The 24,046-nt window shown below is 62.1% G+C and carries 23 protein-coding genes; 9 read left to right on the forward strand and 14 right to left on the reverse strand.

Translation table 11 applies throughout. The features are described from left to right. Nucleotides 1-93 precede the first annotated feature (93 nt). Nucleotides 94-1,002: a metallophosphoesterase family protein gene (locus AC1D2N_RS01755; protein ID WP_130729492.1), complete on the reverse strand. Its 909-nt coding sequence runs from the start codon at nt 1,000-1,002 to the stop codon at nt 94-96. 72 nt (nt 1,003-1,074) lie between these two features. Here AC1D2N_RS01755 and AC1D2N_RS01760 point away from each other — a divergent pair, with 72 nt between their 5' ends. Beyond that, complete coding sequence (locus tag AC1D2N_RS01760; RefSeq protein WP_018446696.1) at nt 1,075-1,551, forward strand: NUDIX domain-containing protein; 477 nt, start codon at nt 1,075-1,077, stop codon at nt 1,549-1,551. Between the two features lie 6 nt (nt 1,552-1,557). Here the strand turns inward: AC1D2N_RS01760 and AC1D2N_RS01765 are convergent, their stop codons facing one another. After that, a complete protein-coding gene (locus tag AC1D2N_RS01765; RefSeq protein ID WP_028732926.1) occupies nt 1,558-2,544 on the reverse strand; it encodes a glutathione S-transferase family protein in 987 nt (328 codons plus the stop codon). Between the two features lie 194 nt (nt 2,545-2,738). Between AC1D2N_RS01765 and AC1D2N_RS01770 the strand changes: the two genes are divergently transcribed. Then, nucleotides 2,739-3,302 carry a GNAT family N-acetyltransferase gene (locus AC1D2N_RS01770; RefSeq protein WP_080763986.1) on the forward strand — a complete coding sequence of 188 codons (564 nt, stop codon included), beginning with the start codon at nt 2,739-2,741 and terminating at the stop codon, nt 3,300-3,302. 60 nt (nt 3,303-3,362) lie between these two features. Here the strand turns inward: AC1D2N_RS01770 and AC1D2N_RS01775 are convergent, their stop codons facing one another. Genes AC1D2N_RS01775 through AC1D2N_RS01795 form a run of 5 tightly spaced genes read right to left on the reverse strand, consistent with a single transcriptional unit; the run spans nt 3,363 to nt 10,609 of the window. Continuing rightward, nucleotides 3,363-3,779 (reverse strand): GNAT family N-acetyltransferase, encoded by a 417-nt coding sequence (locus tag AC1D2N_RS01775; protein WP_130729340.1) that lies wholly within the window; start codon nt 3,777-3,779, stop codon nt 3,363-3,365. Nucleotides 3,780-3,783: 4 nt separating this feature from the next. Then, nucleotides 3,784-5,853 carry a hypothetical protein gene (locus AC1D2N_RS01780; protein ID WP_130729339.1) on the reverse strand — a complete coding sequence of 690 codons (2,070 nt, stop codon included), beginning with the start codon at nt 5,851-5,853 and terminating at the stop codon, nt 3,784-3,786. Nucleotide 5,854: 1 nt separating this feature from the next. Next, nucleotides 5,855-8,668 carry a DUF4159 domain-containing protein gene (locus tag AC1D2N_RS01785; protein WP_130652841.1) on the reverse strand — a complete coding sequence of 938 codons (2,814 nt, stop codon included), beginning with the start codon at nt 8,666-8,668 and terminating at the stop codon, nt 5,855-5,857. After that, nucleotides 8,665-9,585 (reverse strand): DUF58 domain-containing protein, encoded by a 921-nt coding sequence (locus tag AC1D2N_RS01790; protein ID WP_018243060.1) that lies wholly within the window; start codon nt 9,583-9,585, stop codon nt 8,665-8,667. The genes AC1D2N_RS01785 and AC1D2N_RS01790 overlap by 4 nt, the downstream gene beginning before the upstream one ends. A 13-nt stretch (nt 9,586-9,598) precedes the next feature. Continuing rightward, on the reverse strand, nt 9,599-10,609 hold the full coding sequence (locus tag AC1D2N_RS01795) for an AAA family ATPase (RefSeq protein ID WP_003541786.1): 1,011 nt from the start codon (nt 10,607-10,609) through the stop codon (nt 9,599-9,601). A gap of 158 nt (nt 10,610-10,767) precedes the next feature. Between AC1D2N_RS01795 and AC1D2N_RS01800 the strand changes: the two genes are divergently transcribed. The 3 genes from AC1D2N_RS01800 to AC1D2N_RS01810 are packed head-to-tail and all read left to right on the forward strand — an operon-like array spanning nt 10,768 to nt 13,288. Then, on the forward strand, nt 10,768-11,391 hold the full coding sequence (locus tag AC1D2N_RS01800; RefSeq protein WP_130729338.1) for a DUF1285 domain-containing protein: 624 nt from the start codon (nt 10,768-10,770) through the stop codon (nt 11,389-11,391). Beyond that, nucleotides 11,388-12,038, forward strand: a complete 651-nt coding sequence (locus AC1D2N_RS01805) for a CoA pyrophosphatase (protein ID WP_018243058.1) — start codon at nt 11,388-11,390, stop codon at nt 12,036-12,038. Before AC1D2N_RS01800 ends, AC1D2N_RS01805 begins: the two co-directional genes overlap by 4 nt. Further along, nucleotides 12,035-13,288, forward strand: a complete 1,254-nt coding sequence (locus tag AC1D2N_RS01810) for a CCA tRNA nucleotidyltransferase (RefSeq protein WP_130729337.1) — start codon at nt 12,035-12,037, stop codon at nt 13,286-13,288. The genes AC1D2N_RS01805 and AC1D2N_RS01810 overlap by 4 nt, the downstream gene beginning before the upstream one ends. Here the strand turns inward: AC1D2N_RS01810 and AC1D2N_RS01815 are convergent, their stop codons facing one another. From AC1D2N_RS01815 to hemF, 3 genes are all read right to left on the reverse strand, one after another. Further along, nucleotides 13,289-13,474: a DUF1059 domain-containing protein gene (locus AC1D2N_RS01815; RefSeq protein WP_003561358.1), complete on the reverse strand. Its 186-nt coding sequence runs from the start codon at nt 13,472-13,474 to the stop codon at nt 13,289-13,291. Between the two features lie 114 nt (nt 13,475-13,588). Then, entirely contained in the window at nt 13,589-13,858 is a 270-nt protein-coding gene (locus AC1D2N_RS01820; RefSeq protein WP_018243056.1) for a hypothetical protein, read from the reverse strand. 96 nt (nt 13,859-13,954) lie between these two features. After that, nucleotides 13,955-14,866: an oxygen-dependent coproporphyrinogen oxidase gene (gene hemF / locus AC1D2N_RS01825; RefSeq protein ID WP_130729336.1), complete on the reverse strand. Its 912-nt coding sequence runs from the start codon at nt 14,864-14,866 to the stop codon at nt 13,955-13,957. 178 nt (nt 14,867-15,044) lie between these two features. Between hemF and AC1D2N_RS01830 the strand changes: the two genes are divergently transcribed. Next, nucleotides 15,045-15,305: a hypothetical protein gene (locus AC1D2N_RS01830; RefSeq protein ID WP_018243054.1), complete on the forward strand. Its 261-nt coding sequence runs from the start codon at nt 15,045-15,047 to the stop codon at nt 15,303-15,305. 3 nt (nt 15,306-15,308) lie between these two features. On the opposite strand, the gene AC1D2N_RS01835 is transcribed toward AC1D2N_RS01830, so the two are convergent. Next, nucleotides 15,309-16,955 (reverse strand): Na/Pi cotransporter family protein, encoded by a 1,647-nt coding sequence (locus tag AC1D2N_RS01835; protein ID WP_018243053.1) that lies wholly within the window; start codon nt 16,953-16,955, stop codon nt 15,309-15,311. A gap of 216 nt (nt 16,956-17,171) precedes the next feature. Further along, nucleotides 17,172-17,633, reverse strand: a complete 462-nt coding sequence (locus tag AC1D2N_RS01840; protein WP_477980633.1) for a tRNA (cytidine(34)-2'-O)-methyltransferase — start codon at nt 17,631-17,633, stop codon at nt 17,172-17,174. 386 nt (nt 17,634-18,019) lie between these two features. Between AC1D2N_RS01840 and AC1D2N_RS01845 the strand changes: the two genes are divergently transcribed. Then, nucleotides 18,020-19,876, forward strand: a complete 1,857-nt coding sequence (locus tag AC1D2N_RS01845; RefSeq protein WP_018243051.1) for an ABC transporter ATP-binding protein — start codon at nt 18,020-18,022, stop codon at nt 19,874-19,876. A gap of 112 nt (nt 19,877-19,988) precedes the next feature. Here the strand turns inward: AC1D2N_RS01845 and AC1D2N_RS01850 are convergent, their stop codons facing one another. Then, nucleotides 19,989-20,219, reverse strand: coding sequence for a CopG family ribbon-helix-helix protein (locus AC1D2N_RS01850; protein WP_018446685.1), 231 nt, complete (start codon nt 20,217-20,219; stop codon nt 19,989-19,991). A gap of 162 nt (nt 20,220-20,381) precedes the next feature. Here AC1D2N_RS01850 and AC1D2N_RS01855 point away from each other — a divergent pair, with 162 nt between their 5' ends. Then, on the forward strand, nt 20,382-22,295 hold the full coding sequence (locus AC1D2N_RS01855) for an ABC transporter ATP-binding protein (RefSeq protein ID WP_130729334.1): 1,914 nt from the start codon (nt 20,382-20,384) through the stop codon (nt 22,293-22,295). Here AC1D2N_RS01855 and AC1D2N_RS01860 read toward each other — a convergent pair. Continuing rightward, entirely contained in the window at nt 22,251-23,183 is a 933-nt protein-coding gene (locus tag AC1D2N_RS01860; protein WP_130652838.1) for an endonuclease/exonuclease/phosphatase family protein, read from the reverse strand. The genes AC1D2N_RS01855 and AC1D2N_RS01860 overlap by 45 nt on opposite strands. Nucleotides 23,184-23,467: 284 nt before the next feature. Here AC1D2N_RS01860 and petA point away from each other — a divergent pair, with 284 nt between their 5' ends. Continuing rightward, nucleotides 23,468-24,046, forward strand: a complete 579-nt coding sequence (gene petA / locus AC1D2N_RS01865; protein WP_026188482.1) for a ubiquinol-cytochrome c reductase iron-sulfur subunit — start codon at nt 23,468-23,470, stop codon at nt 24,044-24,046.

A 24,046-nucleotide genomic window follows, 5' to 3' on the forward strand; every position in this document is an offset into this window, starting at 1 on the left:
GGGTAAGCAACCTCCATGGCAAATGTTGCGACGGTGGCCGGATGTCCTCGCAGATCGATTCAAGTGCTGCATAAAAGGAGTCCGGACCCGGCGCTAAGGTGCGAAAATATTGGCACTTTCCGGCATCACCGCGTCGCCGGTCCTGTTGAGGCTGAAGCGCTCGCCGCTGAGCTCCCAGGCGCCGGGAGAGCCGTCGATGGAGAAGAGGTTGTAGGCGGCGGGCGGCTTGATGCTGCCCGGTCCCTGCGAGGCTGACGCGATGCCGACGACCGGCACTGGCTGCACCTGGCCGCGCAGCCAATGCAGCGTGTTCAGGTGCGTATGACCGTGCAGCACGAGTTCGGCGCCGCCCGTCGAAATCACGGCAGCGAAGCGGCGGATGCCGATCATCCGTTTGTAGAAGGCCGTGGCGCCGCGGATCGGCGGGTGATGGATCATGACGACGCGGAAGAGACCGGCTTCGCCAGCCGCACGCAGTATGTTGACAGTATCGCGGGCCTGTCGCGCGCCGAAAAAGCCAGATGCGGCGAAAGGAGGGGTGGCGACCGCCGTCGAACAGCCGACAATCGCGACTTTGCCGCGGACGCGCAGATAGGGGAAGATATGGCGGTCGTCCTGCCATTGCGGCGGGGCCAGATCGCCGCGGACATAGTCGTACCAGGCGCGCATCGACTTCTCATAGGCGCCTGGCACATAGGCGTCATGATTGCCGGGAACGACTGACGTGTTCGCGGGATCGCCGAGCGCGCGCAGCCATGCGGCGGCAGCGCGGATCTCAATGCCGCTCGCCAGATTGACGAGGTCGCCGGTGACGGCCACGTGATCGGCCTGATGGGCGCGGATGTCGTCGAGCAGCAGATCCAACGTGCTGCCGAAAAGGTGCTTGCGTCGATTTCGATGCCAGTTCACAAAGCCTGTTATGCGTTTTGAAAACAGCTCCTGAATGGAAAGACTGGGCAACGGCCCAAGGTGGACGTCGGAGATATGCGCGAGCTTGAACATGTTACGAGACATAGACCAGCTTATTGACAAATCAAACACATCGGGCGCGATGAAGAGCTGAAACGGAGCGATATGGATAAAGAGAACAAGCCCCTCTACACGAGGCTGGCGTTGCGCCTGCTGCATGTCTATTTCAGTTTCGTCCGCAGCATGACCGTGGGCGTGCGGGCCGCCTGTTTCGATGAAGACGGACGCATCTTTCTCGTGCGCCACAGCTATATCGGCGGCTGGCATATGCCGGGCGGCGGGCTGGAGCGCAACGAGACGGTCGAGGAAGCGCTTGTCAAGGAATTGCGCGAGGAGGGCAACCTCAGGATCATCGGCAAGCCGCAGCTGATCCAAGTCTATTTCAATACCACGACGACAAGGCGCGACCATGTCGTCTTCTACCGGGCGACCGTCGAGCAGACGGCGCCGCGGCCGCCGGACTGGGAGATATCCGACAGCGGCTTCTTTTCCCTCGACAGCTTGCCCGAGGGTACGACCAAGGCGACGCATCGCCGCCTCGCCGAGCTTCGGGGCGAGCAGGAGCCCGATCACTGGTGGTAAGAAGTATCAGGCGGCATTTAGCCTGGCGCGGCCATGCGGGCTGTCGAGATCGAGCGCCGGACCGACGGGGACGATGCCGGTCGGATTGATCGTCTTGTGGCTGCGGTAATAATGCTGCTTGATGTGGTACAGGTTCACCGTCTCGGCCACGCCTGCCGTCTGGTAGAGGTCCCTGAGATAGCCGGGCAGGTTGCGGTAGTCGGCGATGCGGCGGATGTTGCACTTGAAATGGCCGACATAGACGGGGTCGAAGCGCACCAGCGTGGTGAACAGGCGCCAGTCGGCCTCGGTCAATCTGTTGCCGAAGAGGTAGCGGCCCTTGCCGAGGCGTTCGTCGAGCGTGTCGAGTGTTTCGAACAGCTTGCCGACATTTTCCTCATAGGCTTCCTGGGTGGTGGCAAAGCCCGCTTTGTAGACGCCGTTGTTGACGGTGTCGTAGACGGTCGCGTTCAGTGCATCGATGTCGGTGCGAAGGTCCTCGGGATAGAAATCAGCTGTCGAGCCGGTCAGCCCGTCGAAGGCACTGTTGAACATGCGGATGATTTCGGCGGATTCGTTGCTGACGATCGTGCCGGTCTTCTTGTCCCAGAGCACGGGAACGGTGACGCGGCCGGAATAGTGCGGATCGGCCCTGACATAGATCTGCCAAAGCGCGGACGCTCCGAAGAGGTGATCGCCGGTGGCGCCGTCGCCGACCTTAAATTCCCAGCCGTTCTCGACCATCAGCGGATCGACGACGGAGACCGAGATCAGCTCTTCGAGCTTCTTTAGCTTGCGGAAGATCAGCGTGCGATGCGCCCAGGGGCAGGCGAGCGAGACATAAAGATGGTAACGCCCGGCCTCGGCCTTGAAGCCGCCGCTGCCGGAAGGGCCGGCCTCACCGTCTGATGTCACCCAGTTGCGGAACTGCGAGGGCTGCCGCCTGAAATGGCCCTTGCTCTCCTTCGTGTCGTACCAGGCGTCATGCCAAACGCCGTCCACCAGCATTCCCATGGTCTTCATTCCCTTGATTGCGTGTTGGAATGGAAGATATCGCAGATGGCAGGGCTTTACAGGCGGCAAAGATTGAACAGTGCGTCACGTCGTGCATTTTGCGTTGGACGGCGGAAATTTTTCCTGCTATCGGCCTTTTCACGATTTTCGGACCCCTGCTTGATGTTCATTTCCAGAAACCCGCGACGACGCTGATGCTCCCGAACGCCCAAGGCGTGTTCGAGACCCATCAATCTGTCCATCCGGTTTCTGTCATCATGTACAAGCACGATCTCGTCTACCTCACTGAAGACGCGTCCCATGACGCCGCCATCGAACACATCAACGAAGAAGCCTTCGGTCCAGGCCGCTTCACGCGCGCCGCCGCGCGCATCCGTGAGCAGGGACCGCATGACCTGTCGCTTTCCTTCATCTGCACCGATAACGGCGAGACGATTGCCTCCGTGCGCATGACGCCGGTACTGGCCGGTACAGTGAAGGGCCATCTGCTCGGCCCGCTCGCCGTCCGTCCCTCTCACAAGAACAAGGGCATCGGCCGGGAACTGGTGCGGATCGCAGTGGAGGCGGCAAGACGCAAGGGCTCGGAAGCTGTCATCCTCGTCGGCGACCCGCCTTATTACGGACCGCTCGGCTTCGAGAAGGTCGCCTACAACGCGCTTTCTTTTCCAGGCCCGGTCGATCCCCGTCGTGTGCTCGTCGTTCCGATCGCCGAGGGCGTGCACGAGCGGCTGAAAGGCACGATCGCCTGGCGCGAATGATTTAGAGCGCCGTGCGCGGACGCACAAAGGACCTCTAACTCTTTCAATCCTCGCATCCTGCTAGAGGCTTTTCCGGAGGAAGCTGCGCGTGCGGCCTTCCGGGAAATCCTTGAGCTCTCCGAAAATCTCATAACCCTGACGCAGATAGACGCGCAGAGCCTGAGGGCTGAACGTGTCGATCCAGGCGCCGCGGCACCCTCGCGCCCTGGCCTCTTCTTCCGCCTTTGCGAGGATATTGCCTGATATACCGGTGCCGCGCAGTGTATCGGGAATATAGAGCATCTGGGTGAAGAGCCAGCCCCAGGCGGTAAAGCCGGAAAGACCGCCCGTCACCTTTCCGTCGGTGTCGCGGATGAGGACCACAAGCGGCCGGCGATTCGAGGGGCCGACATCGCTGTTGTTGAAGGCCGAGAGCGCATCGGTGATCGCCGCCAGTTCCTCCGGCGAGGGCGAAGCGGTGAGCTCGAATTCCGGCATGAGATTACCGCCCCTCGCGCCACCACATGGCGCCGAAGGCGAGAAGCAGGATGCCGACGCCAGCGAACCCGGCAAAGAGCGGCAGCGTGTTGATGCCCTTCAAGACCGTCTCGCTGGTCATGCGGATCATCATGCGATCGTTGTCGGAGACGCGAACCTGGCCGCGCACCGGCAGGATCGGCGGGACGGAGATCGCGCCATTTGCATTGGAAACGCGGGCGACGAGACCCTTGCTTCTGTCGGCGACCGGCTGCAGCACATCGGTTGTCGAGATCATCGCCTTGAATTCCGGCGCGTCGACGGCGCCGATATGGACAAGCGTCGACAGCTTGCCGTTGCGGATTTCGAAGAGGCCGATCTCGTCCATCCTCTTCTCGGCCTTGTAGAGGCCCGGTTCGGACTGGGTGAGCGGCAGGGTTTCGGTCTTGCCGGAGGGATAACGCACGGTGGCGTTGCCGGGATTGTCGCCGATCGTCTGGCGCGTGACCTCAAGGGTCCGGCCGGAGGCGCGCGCCGTCAGCGCTTCTTCCTCGAGCGCCGGCTCCTTCATCAGCCAATGGGCGATACGGCGATAGAGCGAAACGTTCGGACCGCCGCCTTCGAAGCCGCGCGCCCAGAGCCAGCCCTGATCGGAAAGCAGCATGGCGACGCGGCCCTGGCCGGCGCGGTTCAGCACCAGCAGCGGGTGGTTGTCGGCGCCGAGCATGATCGTCTCGCCCTGCGGCCGGTCGACATCGACGCTGCGGAACCATCGGCCCCAATGCGGCGGCTCCTCGCCCGAACCATCAAGGCCGCGCGTGACGGGATGTTTGCGGCCTTCCTCGGAGAGGCGGGGATAGAAGGCCTTTTCGATCATCTCTCCGGTGGGCGTTGCTGGCAGGACCGAGGAGAGTGGCGTCAGTGCAATGGAATCGGGGCCGGCGTGCTCGGGGCCGGCGGCGATCAGCAGCGCGCCGCCATTGTCGACATATTGCGCGATGTAATCGTAATAGAGCAGCGGCAGCACGCCGCGGTGCTGGTAGCGATCGAAGATGATCAGGTCGAAATCCTTGATCTTGTCGACGAAGAGTTCACGCGTCGGGAAGGCGATCAGCGACAGCTCGTTGATCGGCGTGCCGTCCTGCTTTTCCGGAGGACGCAGGATGGTGAAGTGGACGAGATCGACCGACGCATCGGATTTCAGCAGGTTGCGCCAGGCGCGCTCACCGGCATGCGGCTCACCGGAGACAAGCAGGACGCGGAGATTCTGGCGGATGCCGTCGATGACGTGGACGGCACGGTTGTTGGCGGTGGTGACTTCGCCAGGAAGTGCTGCGACCGAGAATTCGAGCACATTGCTGCCGCCACCCGGCACCTTGAAGGAGAAGGGCGTATCCTGCCCTGGTGTCGCCTGCAGGGTGGCGATCTCGTCACCATTCAGCTTCACCGTGACATCGGCCGCGCCGCCCGGGCTCGGACCGTCGTCGAAGACGCGCAAGATCACCTGCTGCTCCTCGTTGACGATGCCGAAGCGCGGCCCCTTGATGACTTCGATGCGGCGATCGAATTCGTTGGCCTTGCCGGTTATGAGGCCATGGATCGGCGCGTCGAAACCGAGCGCCTGATTGGCGGCCGGAACATCATGGACCTCACCGTCGGTCAGCATGATTGCGCCGCCGATACGGGCGGGCGGGACATCGGCGATGTTGGCCGACAGCGCGTCGAACAGGCGCGTGGACGGCACGTCGGAATTGACGTCGCCTTCGACATCGACGAAGCGGGGCTCAATCTGAGGGAAGCGGGCGAGCTGTCCCTTCAAGGCCGCAAGCGCATCGTCGGTCATCTTGACGCGATCGGGCGTCTGCTGGCTCTGGCTTCGATCGACAAGAACCGGGACGATCGTCGACAACTGATCCCGGTCTTCCTGCAGGAGCACAGGATTGGCAAGGGCGGTCAGCATGGCGAGTGCTGCGAGCGTTCTGATCCAGGCGCCGCGAATGCCGCGCCAGATCGCGAAGGCGGCGATAACAGCGCTGACGACGGCAAGTGCAGCCAGAACCGACCAGGGGAGGAAGGGCGAAAAGTCGAACGTCATCTCATTGTCCTAACCGTTCGAGGAGGTCGGGAACATGGACCTGGTCGGTCTTGTAGTTGCCGGTCAGCATATACATCATGATGTTGACGCCGGAACGGTAGGCATATTCGCGCTGCGTTTCATCCGACGGCACGGTCGGCAGTATCGGTACGCCGTTGTCGTCGATCGCCCAGGCGCCGGCGAAATCATTGCCGGTGATCAGGATCGGCGAAACGCCGTCGGCCGTTGCCGCCGATTTTTCGCTCGGCCCCTGACCACCCTGCCGGGATTCGATCCAGAGGGGGCTGCCGGTATAACGACCGGGAAAGCTCGACAGGAGATAGAAGGATTTCGTCAGCACATGGTCTGATGGAACCGGTTCGAGCGGCGGAATGTCGAGATTGGCGAGGATTGCCTGCAGCCTCTCACCGTTAGCGCTGACATTGCCGCCATTGTCCAATGCGCTGATCTGATCGCGCGTATCGAAAAGCACGGTGCCGCCGTTGCGCATATAGGCATCAATACGGCTGATCGCTGCGGTCGACGGCATCGGCGCCGTTGCCGAAACCGGCCAGTAGATGATCGGATAGAAGGAGAGCTCGTCTTTGGTGAGGTCGATGCCCACGGGCGGTGCCGGCTCCAGCGTCGTGCGGAAAGTCAGGAACTGGGTGAGACCCTCGAGACCGCGCTCGGAAATATTGTCCACGTCCTGTTCGCCGGTGACGACATAGGCGAGGTGCGTGTTATCAAGCCTCTGCAAGATGAGGTCGTCGCCGGGCTGGGAGTCGTCGGCGTGAAGCGTGCCGGGTTGCACGAGAAAGCCGGCGCCGACGGCGACCGCGATCATCGCGGCGGTGCGGACAGCCGGGCGCAATCGCGAGAACGCGCCATTCATGAAGAGGACGATCAGGCTGTCGGCCAGCAGCAGCAGAAAGGCTGCGAGAAAGAGTGCGGGTTTTGCCGACCAGCTTTCGCCGCCGATCAGGCCTTCGCGCACGGCATTGGTCCCTGCCGTGTCGAGCGGCGTCAGTTCGGCGTTCTCGGGCAGCACGTTCAGGGAAGTGAAACCGTCCTCCGAACCGTAGAGCCCGGGCGGGTTGTCGAAATTCGCCGTCGGTTCAGCTCCGGCCTGCGGAATGAGCGGCCGCGCCGAACCCGTCTCGGAGACCAGCGTGCCCTTGGCCGTCAGCATACGGAATGGCGGCAGGGTTTCGGAGACACGCGCATTGCCGCGCGCCTCCGACGTCACGCCGCCCGAGCGCGATATCTGCAGGAGGTGACGCAGCATGTCGACGAAAGTGCCTGAGATCGGCAGATCGGACCAGGTTGCTTCCGCGGTGACATGAAACAGGACGATCTGGCCGGATGCGATCTGCTTCATCGTGACGAGCGGCGTGCCGTCAGCCAGGCTAGCCCAGGTGCGCTCGGCAAGATCGGGCGTCGGTTCGGCAAGCACCTGCCGCTTGACGACGACATCGGCAGGGCGCGCTATGCCGGCAAAAGGCCCGAAACTCGGAAATTCGGCAAGCGACTGCGGCTCGCTCCAAGACAATGTGCCGCCCAGCGCCCGTTCTCCCTGGCGCAGGATGACAGGGATCAGCGGATCGTCTGCGGGAGCCGCCGCCATGCGCGGGCCGGCAAAACGCAGGAGCATGCCGCCATTCGATATCCAGCGCGTCAGAGGTTCGTAGGTCTCCTCCGGCAGCCGGCCGATATCGGCCATGATGATGATGGAGGGATTGTTGGCGAGAAGTTTTGGTATCGCGACCGAGAGATCGGAATCGGCGGGCTGGATCAGATCCGCATAGGGCTGCAGTGCCCGCTGGATATAATAGAGCGGCGAGAGCAGCGGCTGGAACTCATCCCCTCCTTCGCCCGACAGCAAGACGACACGGCGACGCTTGAACGCGTCGTCGAGAAGATGGACGGCGCCGGCCGTCGCGCCATTGTCGACGCTGACGCGCGCGAAATCGTTGCGCATCTCGAAGGGTGCTGTGATCGAACTTGTCGCAACACTCTGGCCGGGGCGGAAATCCACCCTGCCATTGGCAATCGAGCGCCCCTGGCTATCGACGGCGTTCAGCGCCACGGATGCGGCCTGCGATGTATTGAGCCGCGTGACCTTGACGGCCATGGCATCAGCCGCATTGTTGGCCGCGGTGATCGCGACCGTCCTTGCGGCATCGCCCTCAATCAGGCGCAGATCAGCGGGCTGGAGTTCGGCCAGCCTGCGCACCGTCGTGTCGTCGGCCTTGGCGGCGGCACCGTCGGTCAGGAAGGCGAGGGTGCCGGGCTTTATGCCGTTCAGGGCGGCGCGCAGCGCCTGGAAGGCGCGCTCACGGTCCGGTACCAGCGGTCGCGGCTCGGCAGCGCGCAGCTTGTCGCGAGCGGCAGCGGCGGTGCCGGGCACGGCGTCGTTGGTCGGATCGGCGGTGAAAGCGATAGACACGGGTGTGCCGGCGGATTCGGCATCGTCTATCAACGCGTCGGCGGTCTGGATGCGGCGCTCCCAGTCGGGTGCCGCCGCCCAGCTGTTATCGACGAAGAGGACGAGCGGGCCACCTGATGCGAGCGAACTGGTGCGCGGATTGAAAACCGGATCGGCGATCGCAAGGATGATGGTGGCGGCGAGCAGCATGCGCAGCAGCGTCAGCCACCAAGGGCTTTGCGCCGGCGTCTCCTCGCGCTTCAACACCAAGGCGAGGATCTTCAGCGGCGGGAAGACCTCGGTCTTCGGACGTGGCGGTGTCAGCCGCAGCAGCCACCAGATGACCGGCAAGGCAACGAGCGCGCCGAGAATGGCGGGATAGGCGAAAGCGAAGGGAAGGGCGTTCATAGCTGCCCTCCATGTGTTGCTTTGGCCGGCATGCCGGACAGATACATGTGCACCGCGACCAGCGCTTCCGAAGCAAGATGATCGGTGCGGTGGGTCGCGAAGGTCCAGCCGAGATGGCGCAGCGACTGTCCGAGGCTGTCCCTGCGGGCGAGGTAGGCGTTGCGATAGGCCTCGCGGATGTGTTCGGCGCGGCCGGAAACGAGCCTGGCGCCGCTCTCCGGATCGGTGAATTCGGTGCGGCCGCTATAGGGGAATATCTCTTCGGCGGGATCTGATATCTCGACCACGTGGCCACGCAGGCCGCGGCGGGCGAGCGGGCCGAGCCGTTCCATGATTGCCGGCGCATCGTCGAGGAAATCGCCGATGAGGACGAGGTCGCTCCAGCCGCGGATCATCGCCGTTTCCGGCAGGCCGCCGGTCAGCGGCGTGTGCATGAGCGCGGCTGCGAGGCGTTCGGCGGCGTTGCGGGCGGAGGCGGGTTCCATGATGCCGGGGCAGCCGATGCGCTCGCCGGAGCGGGCGAGGATTTCGGCAAGCGCCAGCATGATGACCAGCGCGCGGCTTTCCTTGGACACGTTGCCATAGCTCGACTTGTACATCATCGAGGGCGACATGTCGCACCAGAGCCAGATCGTGTGCGCCGCCTCCCATTCGCGCTCGCGCACATAGGTGTGGTCGTCCCGGGCGGAGCGGCGCCAATCGATGCGCGACAGGCTCTCGCCCTCGGCATAGGGACGGAACTGCCAGAAATTCTCGCCGATGCCGCGCTTGCGGCGACCATGCCAGCCGGCGATCACTGTGTTGGCGATGCGCTTGGCTTCCACCAGGCAGTCCGGCACCAGGGCGGCCCGCTGCCTGGCGCGAGAAAGGGCATCGCTGCCGGGTGTCGGATTGACGATCTGTCCGATAGATGCCACGCGTCCGGCTTCCTTATCCCTTTGCCTGCTTGACCAGTCCGGCGATGACGTCACGCACCGACATGCCTTCGGCGCGGGCGGCGAAGGTCAGCGCCATGCGGTGCTGGAGAATGGGTTCGGCGAGCGCGAAGATATCGTCCAGAGACGGTGCGAGACGGCCTTCGTAGAGCGCGCGGGCGCGTGCGCAGAGCATCATTGCCTGGCCGGCGCGCGGGCCTGGACCCCAGGCGACGTTCTTGTCGGTCGAGGCATTGCCCTGTCCGGGGCGGGCGGAACGCACCAGCGCCAGGATGGCATCGACGACCGTGTCGCTCACCGGCATCTGGCGCACCAGGGTCTGGATCTCGATCAGCCGCTGCGCATCGATGACGGCTTCCGGCCGGGTTTCGCCCAAGCCCGTCGTCTCGAGCAGGATCTGGCGCTCGGCGGCGAGTTCGGGGTAGTTGACGTCGACCTGCAGCAGGAAGCGGTCGAGCTGGGCTTCGGGCAGAGGATAGGTACCTTCCTGCTCGAGCGGGTTCTGGGTGGCGAGCACATGGAAGGGCGCCGGCAGGTCGTAGCGCTGGCCGGCGATTGTGATGTGATATTCCTGCATGGATTGCAGAAGGGCGGACTGGGTACGCGGCGAGGCGCGGTTGATCTCGTCGGCCATCAGAAGCTGGGCGAAGACCGGGCCCTTGACGAAACGGAAGGAGCGGCGTCCACTGTCGTCCTGGTCCATTACCTCGGAGCCGAGAATATCCGAGGGCATCAGATCCGGCGTGAACTGGATGCGGTTGGCGGCAAGGCCGAGCACCTCGCCGAGCGTGGTCACCAGTCTGGTCTTGGCAAGACCGGGAACGCCAACGAGCAGGGCATGACCGCCTGACAGCACAGCGAGAATGGTGTTCTCGACGACGCTTTCCTGACCGAAGATCACTTTCGAGACTTCCCCGCGGATGGCGGCAATATCGGAGAGCGCCTTTTCGGCGGCGGCGACGATCGCCTTTTCATCGAGGCTGGCTTCGGTCTTCATCATACCCATGCGTATCTCCAACGGCTGAAATCATTCGGCAGCGAATCGGCGGACTTATACATGTGCCTCATACCCGATAGAGTTATGGAGATGTGACGGGCTGACAAGTTCGTTGCGAATGACTATCTCGTGACTTTACTTCGTTAAGGACAAACCGGGACGGAAGAATGGCAGCCGAGGAAATCAGCGGACAGGCGGATGCGGCGGGACTTGCCGCACTGATTTCGCGTGCGTCTGAGGAAAGTGGCGAGAAAAAACGAGGGTTGCCGCCGGTCGAACGGTGGAATCCGCTTTTCTGCGGCGATATCGACATGGAAATCCGGGCTGACGGCACCTGGTTCTACATGGGCACGCCGATCGGCCGGCCGGCGCTGGTGCGGTTGTTTTCGACGGTTTTGAGGAAAGACGACGACCAGAAGACCTATCTCGTAACTCCTGTGGAAAAGGTTGGGATAAGGGTCGTCGACGCGCCTTTCATCGCCGTGGAGATGAGCGTGACGGAGAGCGAAGGCCAACAGGTGTTGACCTTCCGCACCAATGTCGGCGATGTCGTGGAGGCGGGAGGGGAGCATCGGCTGCGCTTTGCCATTGCTGACGGCAACGCCGAATTGAAACCCTATCTGCATGTGCGCGGGCGGCTGGAGGCGCTGGTGTCGCGTGCAGTGATGTATGAACTGGTCGCGCTCGGCGAGACTTTCGACGTGGAGGGGCGGGCGATGTTTGCGATCTGCTCCGCCGGCGAGGTCTTCCCGGTCATGCCGGCCGACGAACTGGATGCGCTTTGCCGATGAATGATGCGATCACCCACCGCTACCCGCTGTTTTCCGCAACCGAATTCCGCCGCCGTGCGCTCAATCAGAATGGCGGGCCGGTCGACCATGCCTGGCGCGATCACGGGGACCATATCCTCAACCCCGACATCGTCGCCGAGGTCGAGACCTTCAAACTGCGCGACGCCGCCGTGCTCGTGCCCGTCGTCGACGACGGCGAAGAGGCGCATGTGATCTTCACCAAGCGCACGGCGACGCTGCGCAAACATTCCGGGCAGATCGCCTTTCCCGGCGGCTCGATCGATCCCACCGATATCTCCCCTGAAATGGCGGCGATCCGCGAGACGGAGGAGGAGATCGGACTGGCCGGTTCCTTCGTCGAAACCGTCGGGCGGCTGCCGAATTACCTTGCCTCGACGGGCTTTCGCATCACGCCGGTGCTCGGCGTCGTCACGCCGGGCTTTGCGCTGACGCTGAACCCGACCGAGGTGGACGACGTGTTCGAGGTGCCGCTTTCCTTCCTGATGGATCCTGCCAATCACACCCGCGACAGGCGTGTCATCGACGGCATCGACCGGCATTTCTACCGCGTGCCCTATGAAACCAGAATGATCTGGGGCATCACCGCCGGCATCGTCCGCACGCTTTACGAAAGGCTTTATGCATGACCGGCCTTGCCGACCAAGCATGGTTCCGCGACCCGGCGCTCGGCCGGATCTTAGCACTTCTCAGCGCCGATGGCGGGGAAGGGCGTGTGGTTGGCGGGGCGGTGCGCAACAGCCTGATGGGCCTGCCGGTCAATGATGTCGACATAGCCACGACACTCAGACCGGAGGCGGTGATGGAGCGGGCGGCGGCGGCCGGCATCAAGGCAGTCCCAACCGGCCTGGAGCACGGCACGGTGACGCTCGTGATCGACGGCAAGCCCTTCGAGGTGACGACGCTTCGCACCGACGTCGAGACCGACGGACGCCACGCCAAGGTTGCCTTCAGCACAGACTGGAGGGCGGATGCCGAACGGCGGGATCTGACGATCAACGCGCTTTATGCCGATGCCGAGGGCGAGGTGGTGGATCTCGTTGGCGGACTTGCCGACATCGAGACGCGCAACATCCGCTTCATCGGCGATGCCGCAAGGCGTATTGCCGAGGATCATTTGCGCATCCTGCGCTTCTTCCGCTTTTTTGCCTATTACGGTTCCGGACGGCCGGATGCCGAGGGGCTGAAGGCGTGTTCCGCGGCGCGTTCGAAACTGACGACGCTTTCAGCAGAACGCGTCTGGTCGGAACTGCGAAAGCTGCTTGGCGCCGGCGATCCCGGCCGGGCGCTGCTCTGGATGCGGCAGGTGGCGGTGCTGACGGAAATCCTCCCGGAATCGGAACGATGGGGGATCGATGCGATCCCTTCGCTGATCACCACCGAAAAGGCGCTCGGCTGGACGCCCGATCCGTTGCTGCGCCTTACGGCGATCGTGCCGCCCGATGCGGCGCGCATGGAGGCGCTCGCAGCCCGGCTCAAGCTCTCGAATGCGGAAGCGGCCTATCTCAAGGCCTGGGCAATGGCAGCGCCTGTTAATGACGACGTGTCGTCGGCGGCCTTCGAACGGCTGCTTTACCGCAACGGTGCCGATGGCATCACGACACGGCTGAAGCTGGCGCTTGCGGTTGCGCGCGGCAAGGCTGAAAGCGATTTCGACGAAATGGCGCGGTCGGCGCGGCTTATCAAGTTGCTGGACAAGGCAATGCACTGGAAGAAACCGCAGTTTCCGCTGAATGGCGGTGACGTGATTTCGGCAGGAATCGCGTCCGGTCCGCGCGTCGGCGAGTTGCTTGCCGGCCTGGAAAACCAGTGGGTGGAGGAAAACTTCGTTTCCGACCGGGCGGCGCTGCTCGCCCGGCTGCAGGAACGCGTGCAATAATCAGGCGGCGGTCGCTTCGTCACGGATGCGAGCCTTGATATTATCCACCATGTTCTCGCGGATCGTGGTTTCGCCGTGAGCATCTTTCAGGTGCTCGACGGCACGGCGAACCACCTCGGCGTCGCTATCCGCCCGTGTATGCCAGGCGCAGCCCGGAACGAGAGTGCCGCATTCGAAAAGTCGCATGGTCTTCTCCTCTGTTCAAAACACAACGACGATCGCGATCTTACACGATTTAAGAATGTGCGGGGGGAGGGAAGGTTCCGGCCGGCATCGACATGCCGGCCAGTAAAGGCCGTATCAGTCGGGCATCGCCCAGGCTTTGTAGGTATCCGAAAGCTGACCGGGCATGTTGCTGTTGGCGGCCGCTGCTTCGTTCTGCAGCTGTTCCGGCGACTTCCCGCCGGCCAGTTGCAGCTTGACCTGCTCGATGAAGCAGGACAGCGGCAGATCCGAGCCGCTCTTGGTCCGCAGTTTCTCGGCGATGCGCGTCAGAAACTCGGATGTGTCAATCGTGCGGGATGTTTCCTGGACATCCGTAGACGCTGGCGAGCCACTTTGTATCGTCATGACAATCCTATTGTTACGCACATACTATAAAGTTAGGACGCACTGAATTTTCGTGAAGGTCTATCACCTCGAATTTATCGACGAGATATCACAGTTTCATGGCCAGCGGACGACGGGGGGCAACGAAGAGAGAATGGATTCAACGTTGCCGCCGGTCTTCAGGCCGAAGATCGTGCCACGATCATACAGCAGATTGAATTCGACGTAGCGGCCCCGGCGGATCAATTGTTCGTCGCGATCGGCCTCTGTCCACAATTTGTTGAAGTTGGAGCGGACGATTTTTGGATAGACCATGGCGAAGGCCCGGCCGACATCACGCGTGAAGGCGAAATCGGCGTCCCAGCCGCCGGCTTCCTCGCCTGAATGCAGCCAGTCGTAGAAGATGCCGCCGATGCCTCGGGCCTCGTTGCGGTGTTTCAGGAAGAAATATTCGTCGCACCAGGCTTTGTACGCATCGTAATCGGCGACGGCATGATTGCGGCAGGCGATCTCCATGGCCTTGTGGAAGAGCTGGCTGTCTTCGTCCTCCTGCGTGCGGCGGCGTGACAGCACCGGCGTCAGGTCGGCCCCGCCACCGAACCAGCGGCTGGTGGTGACGACCATGCGAGTGTTCATGTGCACGGCCGGAACGTTTGGGTTCACGGGATGGGCGATCAGCGAGATGCCCGAGGCCCAGAAACGCGGATCGTCCTTGGCGCCGGGTATCTGGGCGCGGAAATCCGGGGCAAATTCGCCGTAGACGGTGGAGGTATGGACGCCGACCTTTTCGAAGACGCGGCCTTCCATCATCGACATCCGGCCACCGCCGCCGGCGCCGTTTTCGCGCGACCAGTCCTTGGCGACGAAGCGGCCGGGCTCCTGGTCGGAGAGTGGCCCTTCCAACTCATCCTCGAGGGTCTCGAAGGAGGCGCAGATCGTATTGCGCAATCCCTCGAACCAACTGCGGGCGGCAGCCTTCTTCTCTTCGATATCGTCAGGCAAGCCGATCGGCAGTTCCGGTCTTTCCATTTACGCCTCCGACGGTCGACATCTCCTTCGGAGGCGACTCGCTCATTCTTGATTGCGCGCCATGATTAGCAGTTGGTGCTGCATCTCGCCAAGCGTGGCCAAGCACCGCTGAGCGCTTCCAAGATTCGACTCGCAAATCAAGAATTTCGATACTACCTTTTCCGAGGAGGTAGGTTTGATGAAAAAAGTTCCAGGGCCTCCGTCCTTCGACGGCCTGAAGCGCAGGATAGCGAGACATCGGGCGGAAAATCCCCCGAGCAGGAAAGACCATTTCGTGCGTGAGACATATTGCCTCGGCCTCATGGACGCACGCGCCAAGGCGCGCGAATGGTTCGACGAATATCCGAAAGCCGCCTACTGGACCGAGGTGGAGAGCTGGCGTCAGCTCGACGGCGATCAGATCGAATTCACCATGCGCCGCCTGCCTTCGGCCGACTGACGGTCACTTCGTAGTCGCCCGCACACGGCTTTCGATCAGCAGGCCGTTTTCGTCCATGATCGGATGCGCCACCGAGACGATGTGGGCGTTGAGGCGCTTCAGGTCGCGCAGCATGTCGAGATGCAGAGAACTCGTCTGCAGGCTGTCGGCGCGGCCGTCACGCAGACGTTCAAGGTGGCGCTCGGCAGACTGTTTTTCCATCCGGCGCACCTCGACCTTTACCTCCATCATCTGGCGCGCGAGATTGAAGTCACGGGTGACGAAGATCGTCTGAGCGACGCGCAGATTGTCGATCGTCAGATCGAACAGCTTCCGCAGTTCCTGATGACCGTCCTCGGAAAATTTCAGTCCGAGGGAGATTTTCTTCGCCACCTGCTCCAGCAAGCCCTTCTCGATGATGTCGCCCATATGTTCGAGGTTGATCGCATAATCGATGACGACGATCGAGCGGCGTGCGTTCTCGTCGCTGAGACCCTCGCGACCGAGCTTCGAGAGATAGACCTTCACCGCCTGCTGCAGTCGGTCGACGCGCTCTTCGAGGGCGGATATCTCGGCAAGCTTCGATGCGTCGTTACGCTCGAAGGCTTCGGAGACCCGGATCAGCATGCGCTCGATCAAGTCGCCGACGCCGAGCACTTCGCGGGTAGCGCTGGCGAGGGCCACGACCGGCGTCGAAAGTTCCTGCGCATCCAGATATTTTGGGGCGCTGTCAGGCTCGGCCTGATCCGGCACCAGGCGGGCCATCAGGGTGGCGAGCGGCCGGGAGAATGGCCAGGCCAGCGCCGCCAGCAGAAGGTTGAAGGCAAGATGCGCATCGACCGGCAGCTTGGCAGGACCGAAGGGCAGCAACTGGATGAGTTCCGCCCCATAACCCGCCAGCGGCAAGGCGATAAGGCAGCCGAGCGTGCGGACGGCGAGATTGCCGAGGGTGACGCGCCGGGCCGAAACCGGACCGGACAATGTCGCGACGACAGGCGGTATCGCGCCGCCGAGATTGGCGCCGAGCACGAGCACGATGACGAGTTCGGCGGAGACGACGCCGGCCGAGGCGAGCGACAGGATGAGCACCACCACCGCAAGGCTCGACGAGGATGCGAAGGCAAGTGCTGCCGAGACGATCATTGCCACGGGCAGGGCGCCATCCAGCAGGCCGATGAAGGCGGCGAGAGCAGGGGAGGCGCGCATCGGCTCCGTCGCAAGACCGAGGAGGTGCAGCGACAGCAGCATCAGCCCGATACCGATCAGCGCTGTGCCGCCGCCCTGGCTGGTGCTTGAACGGCCGCGGTAAAGCACAATGCCAACAAGAATGAGAAGAGGAGAGAGCCATTCTATGCCCGTTGCCACGATCCAGGCGGTGATCGCGGTGCCGACATTGGCGCCGAGCAGAACAATCTGCGCCATGCGCGGCTTGATCAGGTCACGCTCGACGAAGGAGGCAGTCATCAGCGCCGTTGCCGTCGAGCTCTGCAGTGCGACGGTCGCAACGAGGCCCGACAGGAAGGAACGAAGACTGCCGCGTGTGCCGGTCGCCAGCCCCGTTCTCAGGCGGGCGCCGAAGGCTCTGGATACGCCATCCTTCACCTGCGCGAGGCCGAACAGCAACAGAGCCACGGCGCCGAACAGGTTGATCATGATGATTGTAGAGTCCATTTTGTTGTTTTTATTCTTCTTTCACAGATCTGGAGAAATGCGGTTTTCCTCACATGGCCATTCCAACGTGTTGGAATCATGGAGGCCAATACTGAATTTTTGATTGCCCGGCTAATAAATATACGCCGGTTTGAGAGATAGACAACGCTATTTTGCGACATAGTCTGGAGCGGATCGGCAATTCCGCGGGCTTTGCTCCCTCGGCGCCGGTGTCCGTCAGGCCCAGACGGTTTGGCGCATCGCCTCGCCGACGATCATGGCGGCCGAGACGGCGACGTTGATCGAGCGCTGGCCTTCGAGCATCGGGATCAGAATGCGGGCGTCGGCCCTCTGATGCACCTGATCCGGCACGCCGGCGCTTTCGCGACCGAAGAGCAGGATATCGTCCGGGCGAAAGGCAAGATCGGTGTAGCGCGCCGCAGCCTTGGTCGAGGCGAGGATCAGGCGGCGGCCGGTGGTCAGACGCCACGCCTCGAAGCGGTCCCAGCTGACATGGCGGGTGAGGGCGGCGGCGGCAAGATAATCCATACCGGCCCGTTTCAGGTTGCGGTCGGAGATGTCGAAGCCGGCCGGTTCGATCAGATCGACCGCGAAACCAAGGCAGGCGGCAAGGCGCAGGATCGTGCCGGTATTGCCGGGAATATCCGGCTGGTAGAGTGCCAGTCTCAGTGAAGTCATGATGCGCTATCTTTCCGCTTTCACCGCAAAAGGCCTAATGCAACTGTGATTTCGACGCAACAGGGCGCGTTTGGACCCGAAAAGATGAATTTTTCGGCAGAACAGGGCTGGAAAATTCCTCGTTTTCGCGTTATCGGTGCATATCTTTAATCGCCAGCAAGGAGCGCCAGAATGAATATTTTGCTGTATGTGCGCCTCCCGGCCGTGATGCCAAGCGGTGCGATTTTCCGCCGATAGTGCGGGTTTCTTCCCTGAATTTCCTTTTTTGATCCATTGTGCGGCTGTCTCAGCCTCGCCCCTTGAACGTTCGGTTCCCATATGTGCTTGCAGTGCGCTGGGATGGCGCGAAGCCGGGAGCCGGAACGGTGACGTTTCGGAGCAATTTCATGTTTGGCTGGTTCGAACAGCGACTCAATCCCTTTCCAAGCGAGGACCCTGTCGCCCCGCCGAAAGGTCTTTTTGCCTTTTGCTGGCACTACAGTAAACCAGCTGCGCCCTGGCTCGGCCTGATGGCCGTGCTCACCGCGCTGATCGCGATCGGCGAAGTGGCGCTCTTCCAGTTCCTCGGCGACATCGTCGACTGGCTGACCAATGCCGACCGCGCCACATTCCTGGAGAGAGAAGGCCACAAGCTTTTCTGGATGGCGGCGCTGGTGCTGGTCGGCCTGCCGCTGACGGCCGGGCTCGATTCGCTCATCATGCATCAGATGATGCTCGGCAATTATCCGATGATCGCACGCTGGCAGATGCACCGCTTCCTGCTGCGCCACAGCATGTCGTTCTTCGCCAACGAGTTTGCCGGGCGTGTCGCGACCAAAGTGATGCAGACGTCGCTTGCCGTGCGCGAGACGGTGATGAAGATCCTCGACGTCTTCGTCTATGTCGTCACCTACTTCCTGACGATGATCATCGTTATCGCAGCGGCCGACTGGCGGCTGATGATCCCGATCCTCGTCTGGCTCGCGGTCTATATCAGCATCGTCGCCTATTTCGTGCCGCGGCTTCGCAAGATTGCGGCGGCGCAGGCGGATGCGCGCTCGATGATGACGGGGCGCGTGGTCGACAGCTATACGAATATCGCGACCGTCAAGCTGTTTTCGCATGCGGGCCGCGAGGAGGTCTATGCCAAGGAGGGCATGGACGAGTTCCTGCAGACCGTGCACAAGCAGATGCGCAAGGTGACGCTCTTCCATATTTGCGTCTACGTGAACAACTGTGTTGCGCTCTTCGTCATCTCGGGCCTGTCGATCTGGTTCTGGCTGAACGGCGCGATATCGGTTGGCGCCATCGCCATCGCCATCGGTCTTGCCATGCGCGTCAACGGCATGTCGCAATGGATCATGTGGGAGGTTTCGGCGCTGTTCGAGAATATCGGCACGGTCTATGACGGCATGGAGATGATGAGCAAACAGCACGACATCGTCGACAAGCCGGGTGCACCCACCTTGACGGCGAAGAAGGGCGCGATCCATTACGACCGCATCCGCTTCCACTACGGCAAGAGCAAGGGCGTCATCGACAACCTGTCGCTCGACATCAAGGCGGGGGAGAAGGTCGGCCTGGTCGGCCGTTCCGGCGCCGGCAAGACGACGCTGATGAACCTGCTGCTGCGCTTCTACGACCTGGAGGCCGGTCGCATCACCATCGACGGGCAGGACATCGCCGGCGTCTCGCAGGAAAGCCTGCGCTCGCTGATCGGCGTGGTGACGCAGGACACCTCGCTGCTGCATCGCTCGATCCGCGACAACATCGCCTATGGTCGTCCCGAAGCAACGGACGACGAGGTGATCGAGGCCGCCAAACGCGCCAATGCCTGGGAGTTCATTGAAGGCCTCGTCGACATGCAGGGCCGCGCAGGGCTCGACGCACAGGTCGGCGAACGCGGCGTCAAGTTGTCCGGCGGCCAGCGGCAGCGTGTCGCGATCGCCCGCGTCTTCCTGAAGGACGCGCCGATCCTGGTACTCGACGAGGCGACCTCGGCGCTCGATTCGGAAGTCGAGGCCGCGATCCAGGAAAACCTCTTCGCCCTGATGGAGGGCAAGACGGTGATCGCGATCGCCCACCGGCTTTCGACGCTGACGGAGATGGACCGGCTGATCGTGCTCGACAAAGGCCGGATCATCGAGGCCGGCTCGCATATCGAGCTGGTCGAAGGAGGCGGCATCTATGCCGACCTCTGGAACCGCCAGTCCGGCGGCTTCCTCTCCGATCACGCCGAGGAAGCGGAGGTGGCGGCGCAATAAGATGCAATGGGGCCCTCCCTGCGAAAGCGGGGAGGGCCTCTTGAATTCTTAGGATGGCTATAAGCTTGCCGGACGGTTGCTGAAGAACTGACTCCGTTTGCCTCTTATCCGTTCAAAGGCTGTCGGCCCAATCGATCACGCGGTGATGCTCGACGACGACCATGGTGTTGACAGCCGCGATCGTGCGCAGGGCGACAAGGCGGCGGTGCTCCTCCTGATCGATCCAGGTGGTGATGGCCTCGGCGATGATCTCGTCGCGCGGCAACCCCAGGGCGAATGCCAGGGCATCCAGCCTTTCTGCAAGCGGAAGCGGAACATGCACATCGAGCATTTTCGTTTCCATGGAAGTGGTCTCCGGTAAACCGCGATCGTAACGTGAGATTGTGACCAGTTCGGGGGCATTCAATGGGTATGCCGCCGATGTTACCGATAATTACCAAAATATAACATTCTGTCCGCTTTTCATTCCCTTTGCCGGCTCGGCTAATCCGCCTATATCGCTTCTATGTTGCTGAACCCCATCCTCCGCCGGTTCGAAACCTGGATCGATCCGTTCCGCCCACGCGCCAATCTCCAGCCGCCGCGCTCGACGCTCGGATTCATCTGGTTCTATATCGGCCAGGCGAGGATGCCGTTCGTCGCCATGCTCGTTCTGGGCGGCACGTCGGCGGCGATCGAGGCCGCACTGTTCTGGTTCGTCGGACGCCTGGTCGATATCCTCGGCAGCATCACGCCTGGGGCCGGCTGGAACGGTCTTCTCGCCGCCCATGGCGGCGAATTGTTCGGCATGCTCGCCCTCATCGGGCTCGTGCGTTTCGTCGTCGCCTTCCTGATTGCCCTCGTCGACCAGCAGGTGATCACGCCGGGCTTCTATAATCTCGCACGCTGGCAATCTTATCTCCACGTCTCCAGGCAGTCGTTGTCGTTCTTCCAGAGTGATTTCTCCGGGCGCATCGTCACCAAAGTCTGGTCGGCCGGGCAGGCAACCGGCGATCTTGTCACCTCGCTGATGGAAAGCGTCTGGTTCGTCGGCATCTATGCCGCAACGACGCTTGTGCTCGTTGCCCGGCTGGACTTTTCCCTGGCTGCCGTCGTGCTGTTCTGGCTTTGCGCCTTCAGCCTGCTTGCCCGCCACTTCGTTCCGCGGATTCGTCATCATTCTCGCGAAACGGCGGAGGCCGGATCGATGCTGAATGGCCGGATGGTCGACTCCTACAGCAACATGCAGACGCTGAAGCTGTTTGCCCGCGACGAGGAGAGCGACCGCTATATGCGGCAGGGTTTCGATATCTATCAGGATACGGTGCTGCGCTTCACGCGGTTCATCACGGGCGTCAGGGCCTCGATGGCGCTGCTCTCCGGCCTGATGATCGTGACGATGGCGGGGTTGAGCGTCGATCTCTGGTTGCGCGGCCTGGTCAGCTCCGGTGCCGTGGCATTCTCGTTGGCACTGGTGCTCAGGTTGAATTTCCTGCTCGGACGGCTGATGACGCAGTTCAACGGCATCATGCGCAATCTCGGCACCATCCAGAACGCCGCCGAGCTGATCTCCCAGCCTCTGGGGCTCGTCGATCGGTCGGATGCCAGAGGCCTGGTGATCCGGCAGCCCGGCATCCGCTTCGACAATGTTTCCTTCCGCTACGGCAAGGGTCATCAGCCGGTCGTCGAGAATTTCTCCCTGACCATTCGGCCGGGCGAAAAAGTCGGGATCGTCGGCCGTTCGGGCGCGGGGAAATCGACGCTGATGAACCTGCTGCTGCGCCTCTACGATATTCAGGACGGGCGCATTCTAATCGACGGCCAAGATATTGCAGCCGTGACGCAGGAATCTCTCAGGATGCAGATCGGCGTCGTCAGCCAGGATACCTCGTTGCTGCATCGTTCAGTGCGCGACAATATCCTATTCGGACGGCCCGATGCCGGCGAGGAGGGGCTGGTCGAGGCGGCCGGGCGCGCCGAAGCCATCGAGTTCATCGAACGCCTGCAAGATCAGCAGGGCCGCAGAGGTTTCGATGCGCATGTCGGCGAACGCGGCGTCAAACTGTCAGGCGGGCAGCGGCAGCGCATCGCGATTGCCCGCGTCATGCTGAAGGACGCGCCGATCCTCGTTCTCGACGAAGCGACGTCGGCGCTCGATTCGGAAGTAGAAGAAGCAATCCAGTCCAATCTCCATCGGATCATGGAAGGCAAGACGGTGCTTGCGATCGCCCATCGGCTGTCGACGATCGCAGCGCTCGACCGGCTGATCGTCGTCGATCTCGGCCGGATCATCGAGGAGGGCAGCCATGACGAACTGCTTCGCCGCGGTGGACTCTATGCGGAACTTTGGGCGCGCCAGTCTGGCGGCTTCCTCGCTACGGATGAGGATGCGGGCCTAGGGGTTGACGACGAATTCCGCCATCAGGCCAAAATGATTTGATCCGAAGCCGTTCTCGATGCGGCGAACCGATTTCAGCCGCAGGGGCGCGCGGGTAAAGATATGATCGATCGGAATGCCGAAAGCACCGGCGCGGATCGGCCATGTCGCGGGCTCCAGCGATACCGTGCCCAAGCCCTGGCTACGCATGAGATACTGCACGTCGGGCGCCAGAATCGACGTATTGAAATCGCCGGCAAGAACGAGCGGTCCCGAAAGGGAGGGAATGATCTCCGCAAGATCCTCGATTTCCAGGCCGTGGAATTCGTCGTAATAAGGTTTGGTCAGATGCGCGGCGAGGAAATTGATCTTCTGGCCATCGAAATCGATCGTCGAGATCGTCAGCCGGTTGCGCCAGAGCAGGCCGAGATTGCGGATACGGGGTTCGATTAACGGACGCTTCGACAGCACCAGCGTATCGCATTGCTCCATGCCGACACCGCAGCCGATGTAATAGGGATAGATCTTCAACAACCGCGGCAGTTCCGACAGCAGCGGTTCGGCCTCCAGGATGCTGACGACGTCGGCGCCTGAGGCAATGACCATATCGGCGATGTCAGGGCCGTTTGCGAAATTATCATTCTCGATATTGAAGGACATCAGCCTGAAGAGGGCGGGGCGGCTCTCCTCGACAGCCGGCTCGACGAATTCGCGCATCATCACGACACCATGGACGGCAAGGACCACCGATACCGCGAGGGTCAGCAGCGCATACCAGTGCCGCTTGACGAGAAGGGCAGCGACCGAGGCCACGGCGCCGGCCACCGCCAGATGGACCTGGAAGCTGTAAAAGAAGGACAGCAGATAGAAATCGGTGAAGTATCGGAGGGAGACAATGGCGAGAACGAGCGTCGTGAGAACGCTGAATACGCAAAAAATCGTGTCTCTCATCCGCTCCGGTCCGGCTCGCTGGCATGGCTGCGACTGCGCCTATCACGGGGGCATTTTTGTTGCAATGCAACATAATGGCAAGCGCGTGTTTGCCTTAAAAAATTCATCCGAAATTTCCCGCGACATTGTGCCCTCATCCCCTTGCCAAGGCTGGACATAATTTGCGATCAAGCATAGAACGCGCCGGATTGCCGGGGAATCTATGGCCGAATTGTGTCCAGAGAGATTCGCCGGTAGAGGGGGCAGGGCGGAATTCCGCGAAAATTGCGCAGAGGATGTTAGCCGTGAGCGAACACGAAACGACAAGCGAGGGCATGGGCGAACCCACTCGCCGTGATTTCCTTTATCTCACCACTGGTATGGCAGGCGCCGTCGGCGCCGTTGCGGTCGCTTGGCCGTTCATCGATCAGATGCGTCCTGATGCTTCGACGCTCGCTCTCGCCTCCATCGAAGTCGACGTTGCCAGCCTTGAGCCCGGCATGTCGCTGACGGTCAAATGGCGCGGCAAGCCGATCTTCATCCGCAATCGCACGCCTGAGGAAGTGGAAGCGGCAAACGCCGTCCAGCTTGCTGATCTAAAGGACCCGATCGCGCGCAATGCAAACCTTCCTGTCGACGCTCAGGCAACGGCTGTTGACCGTTCGGGCGGCAAGGGCAAGGAAAACTGGATCGTCATGATCGGCACCTGCACGCATCTCGGCTGCGTGCCGCTCGGCCAGGCCGGCGAATACAATGGTTGGTTCTGTCCCTGCCATGGCTCGGTCTACGACACGGCCGGCCGCATCCGCAAAGGCCCGGCGCCGCAGAACCTGGCGATTCCGACCTTTTCATTTTTGTCCGATACCAAGATCAAGATCGGTTGA

Source organism: Rhizobium sp. P1_B8 (genome assembly GCF_056406515.1).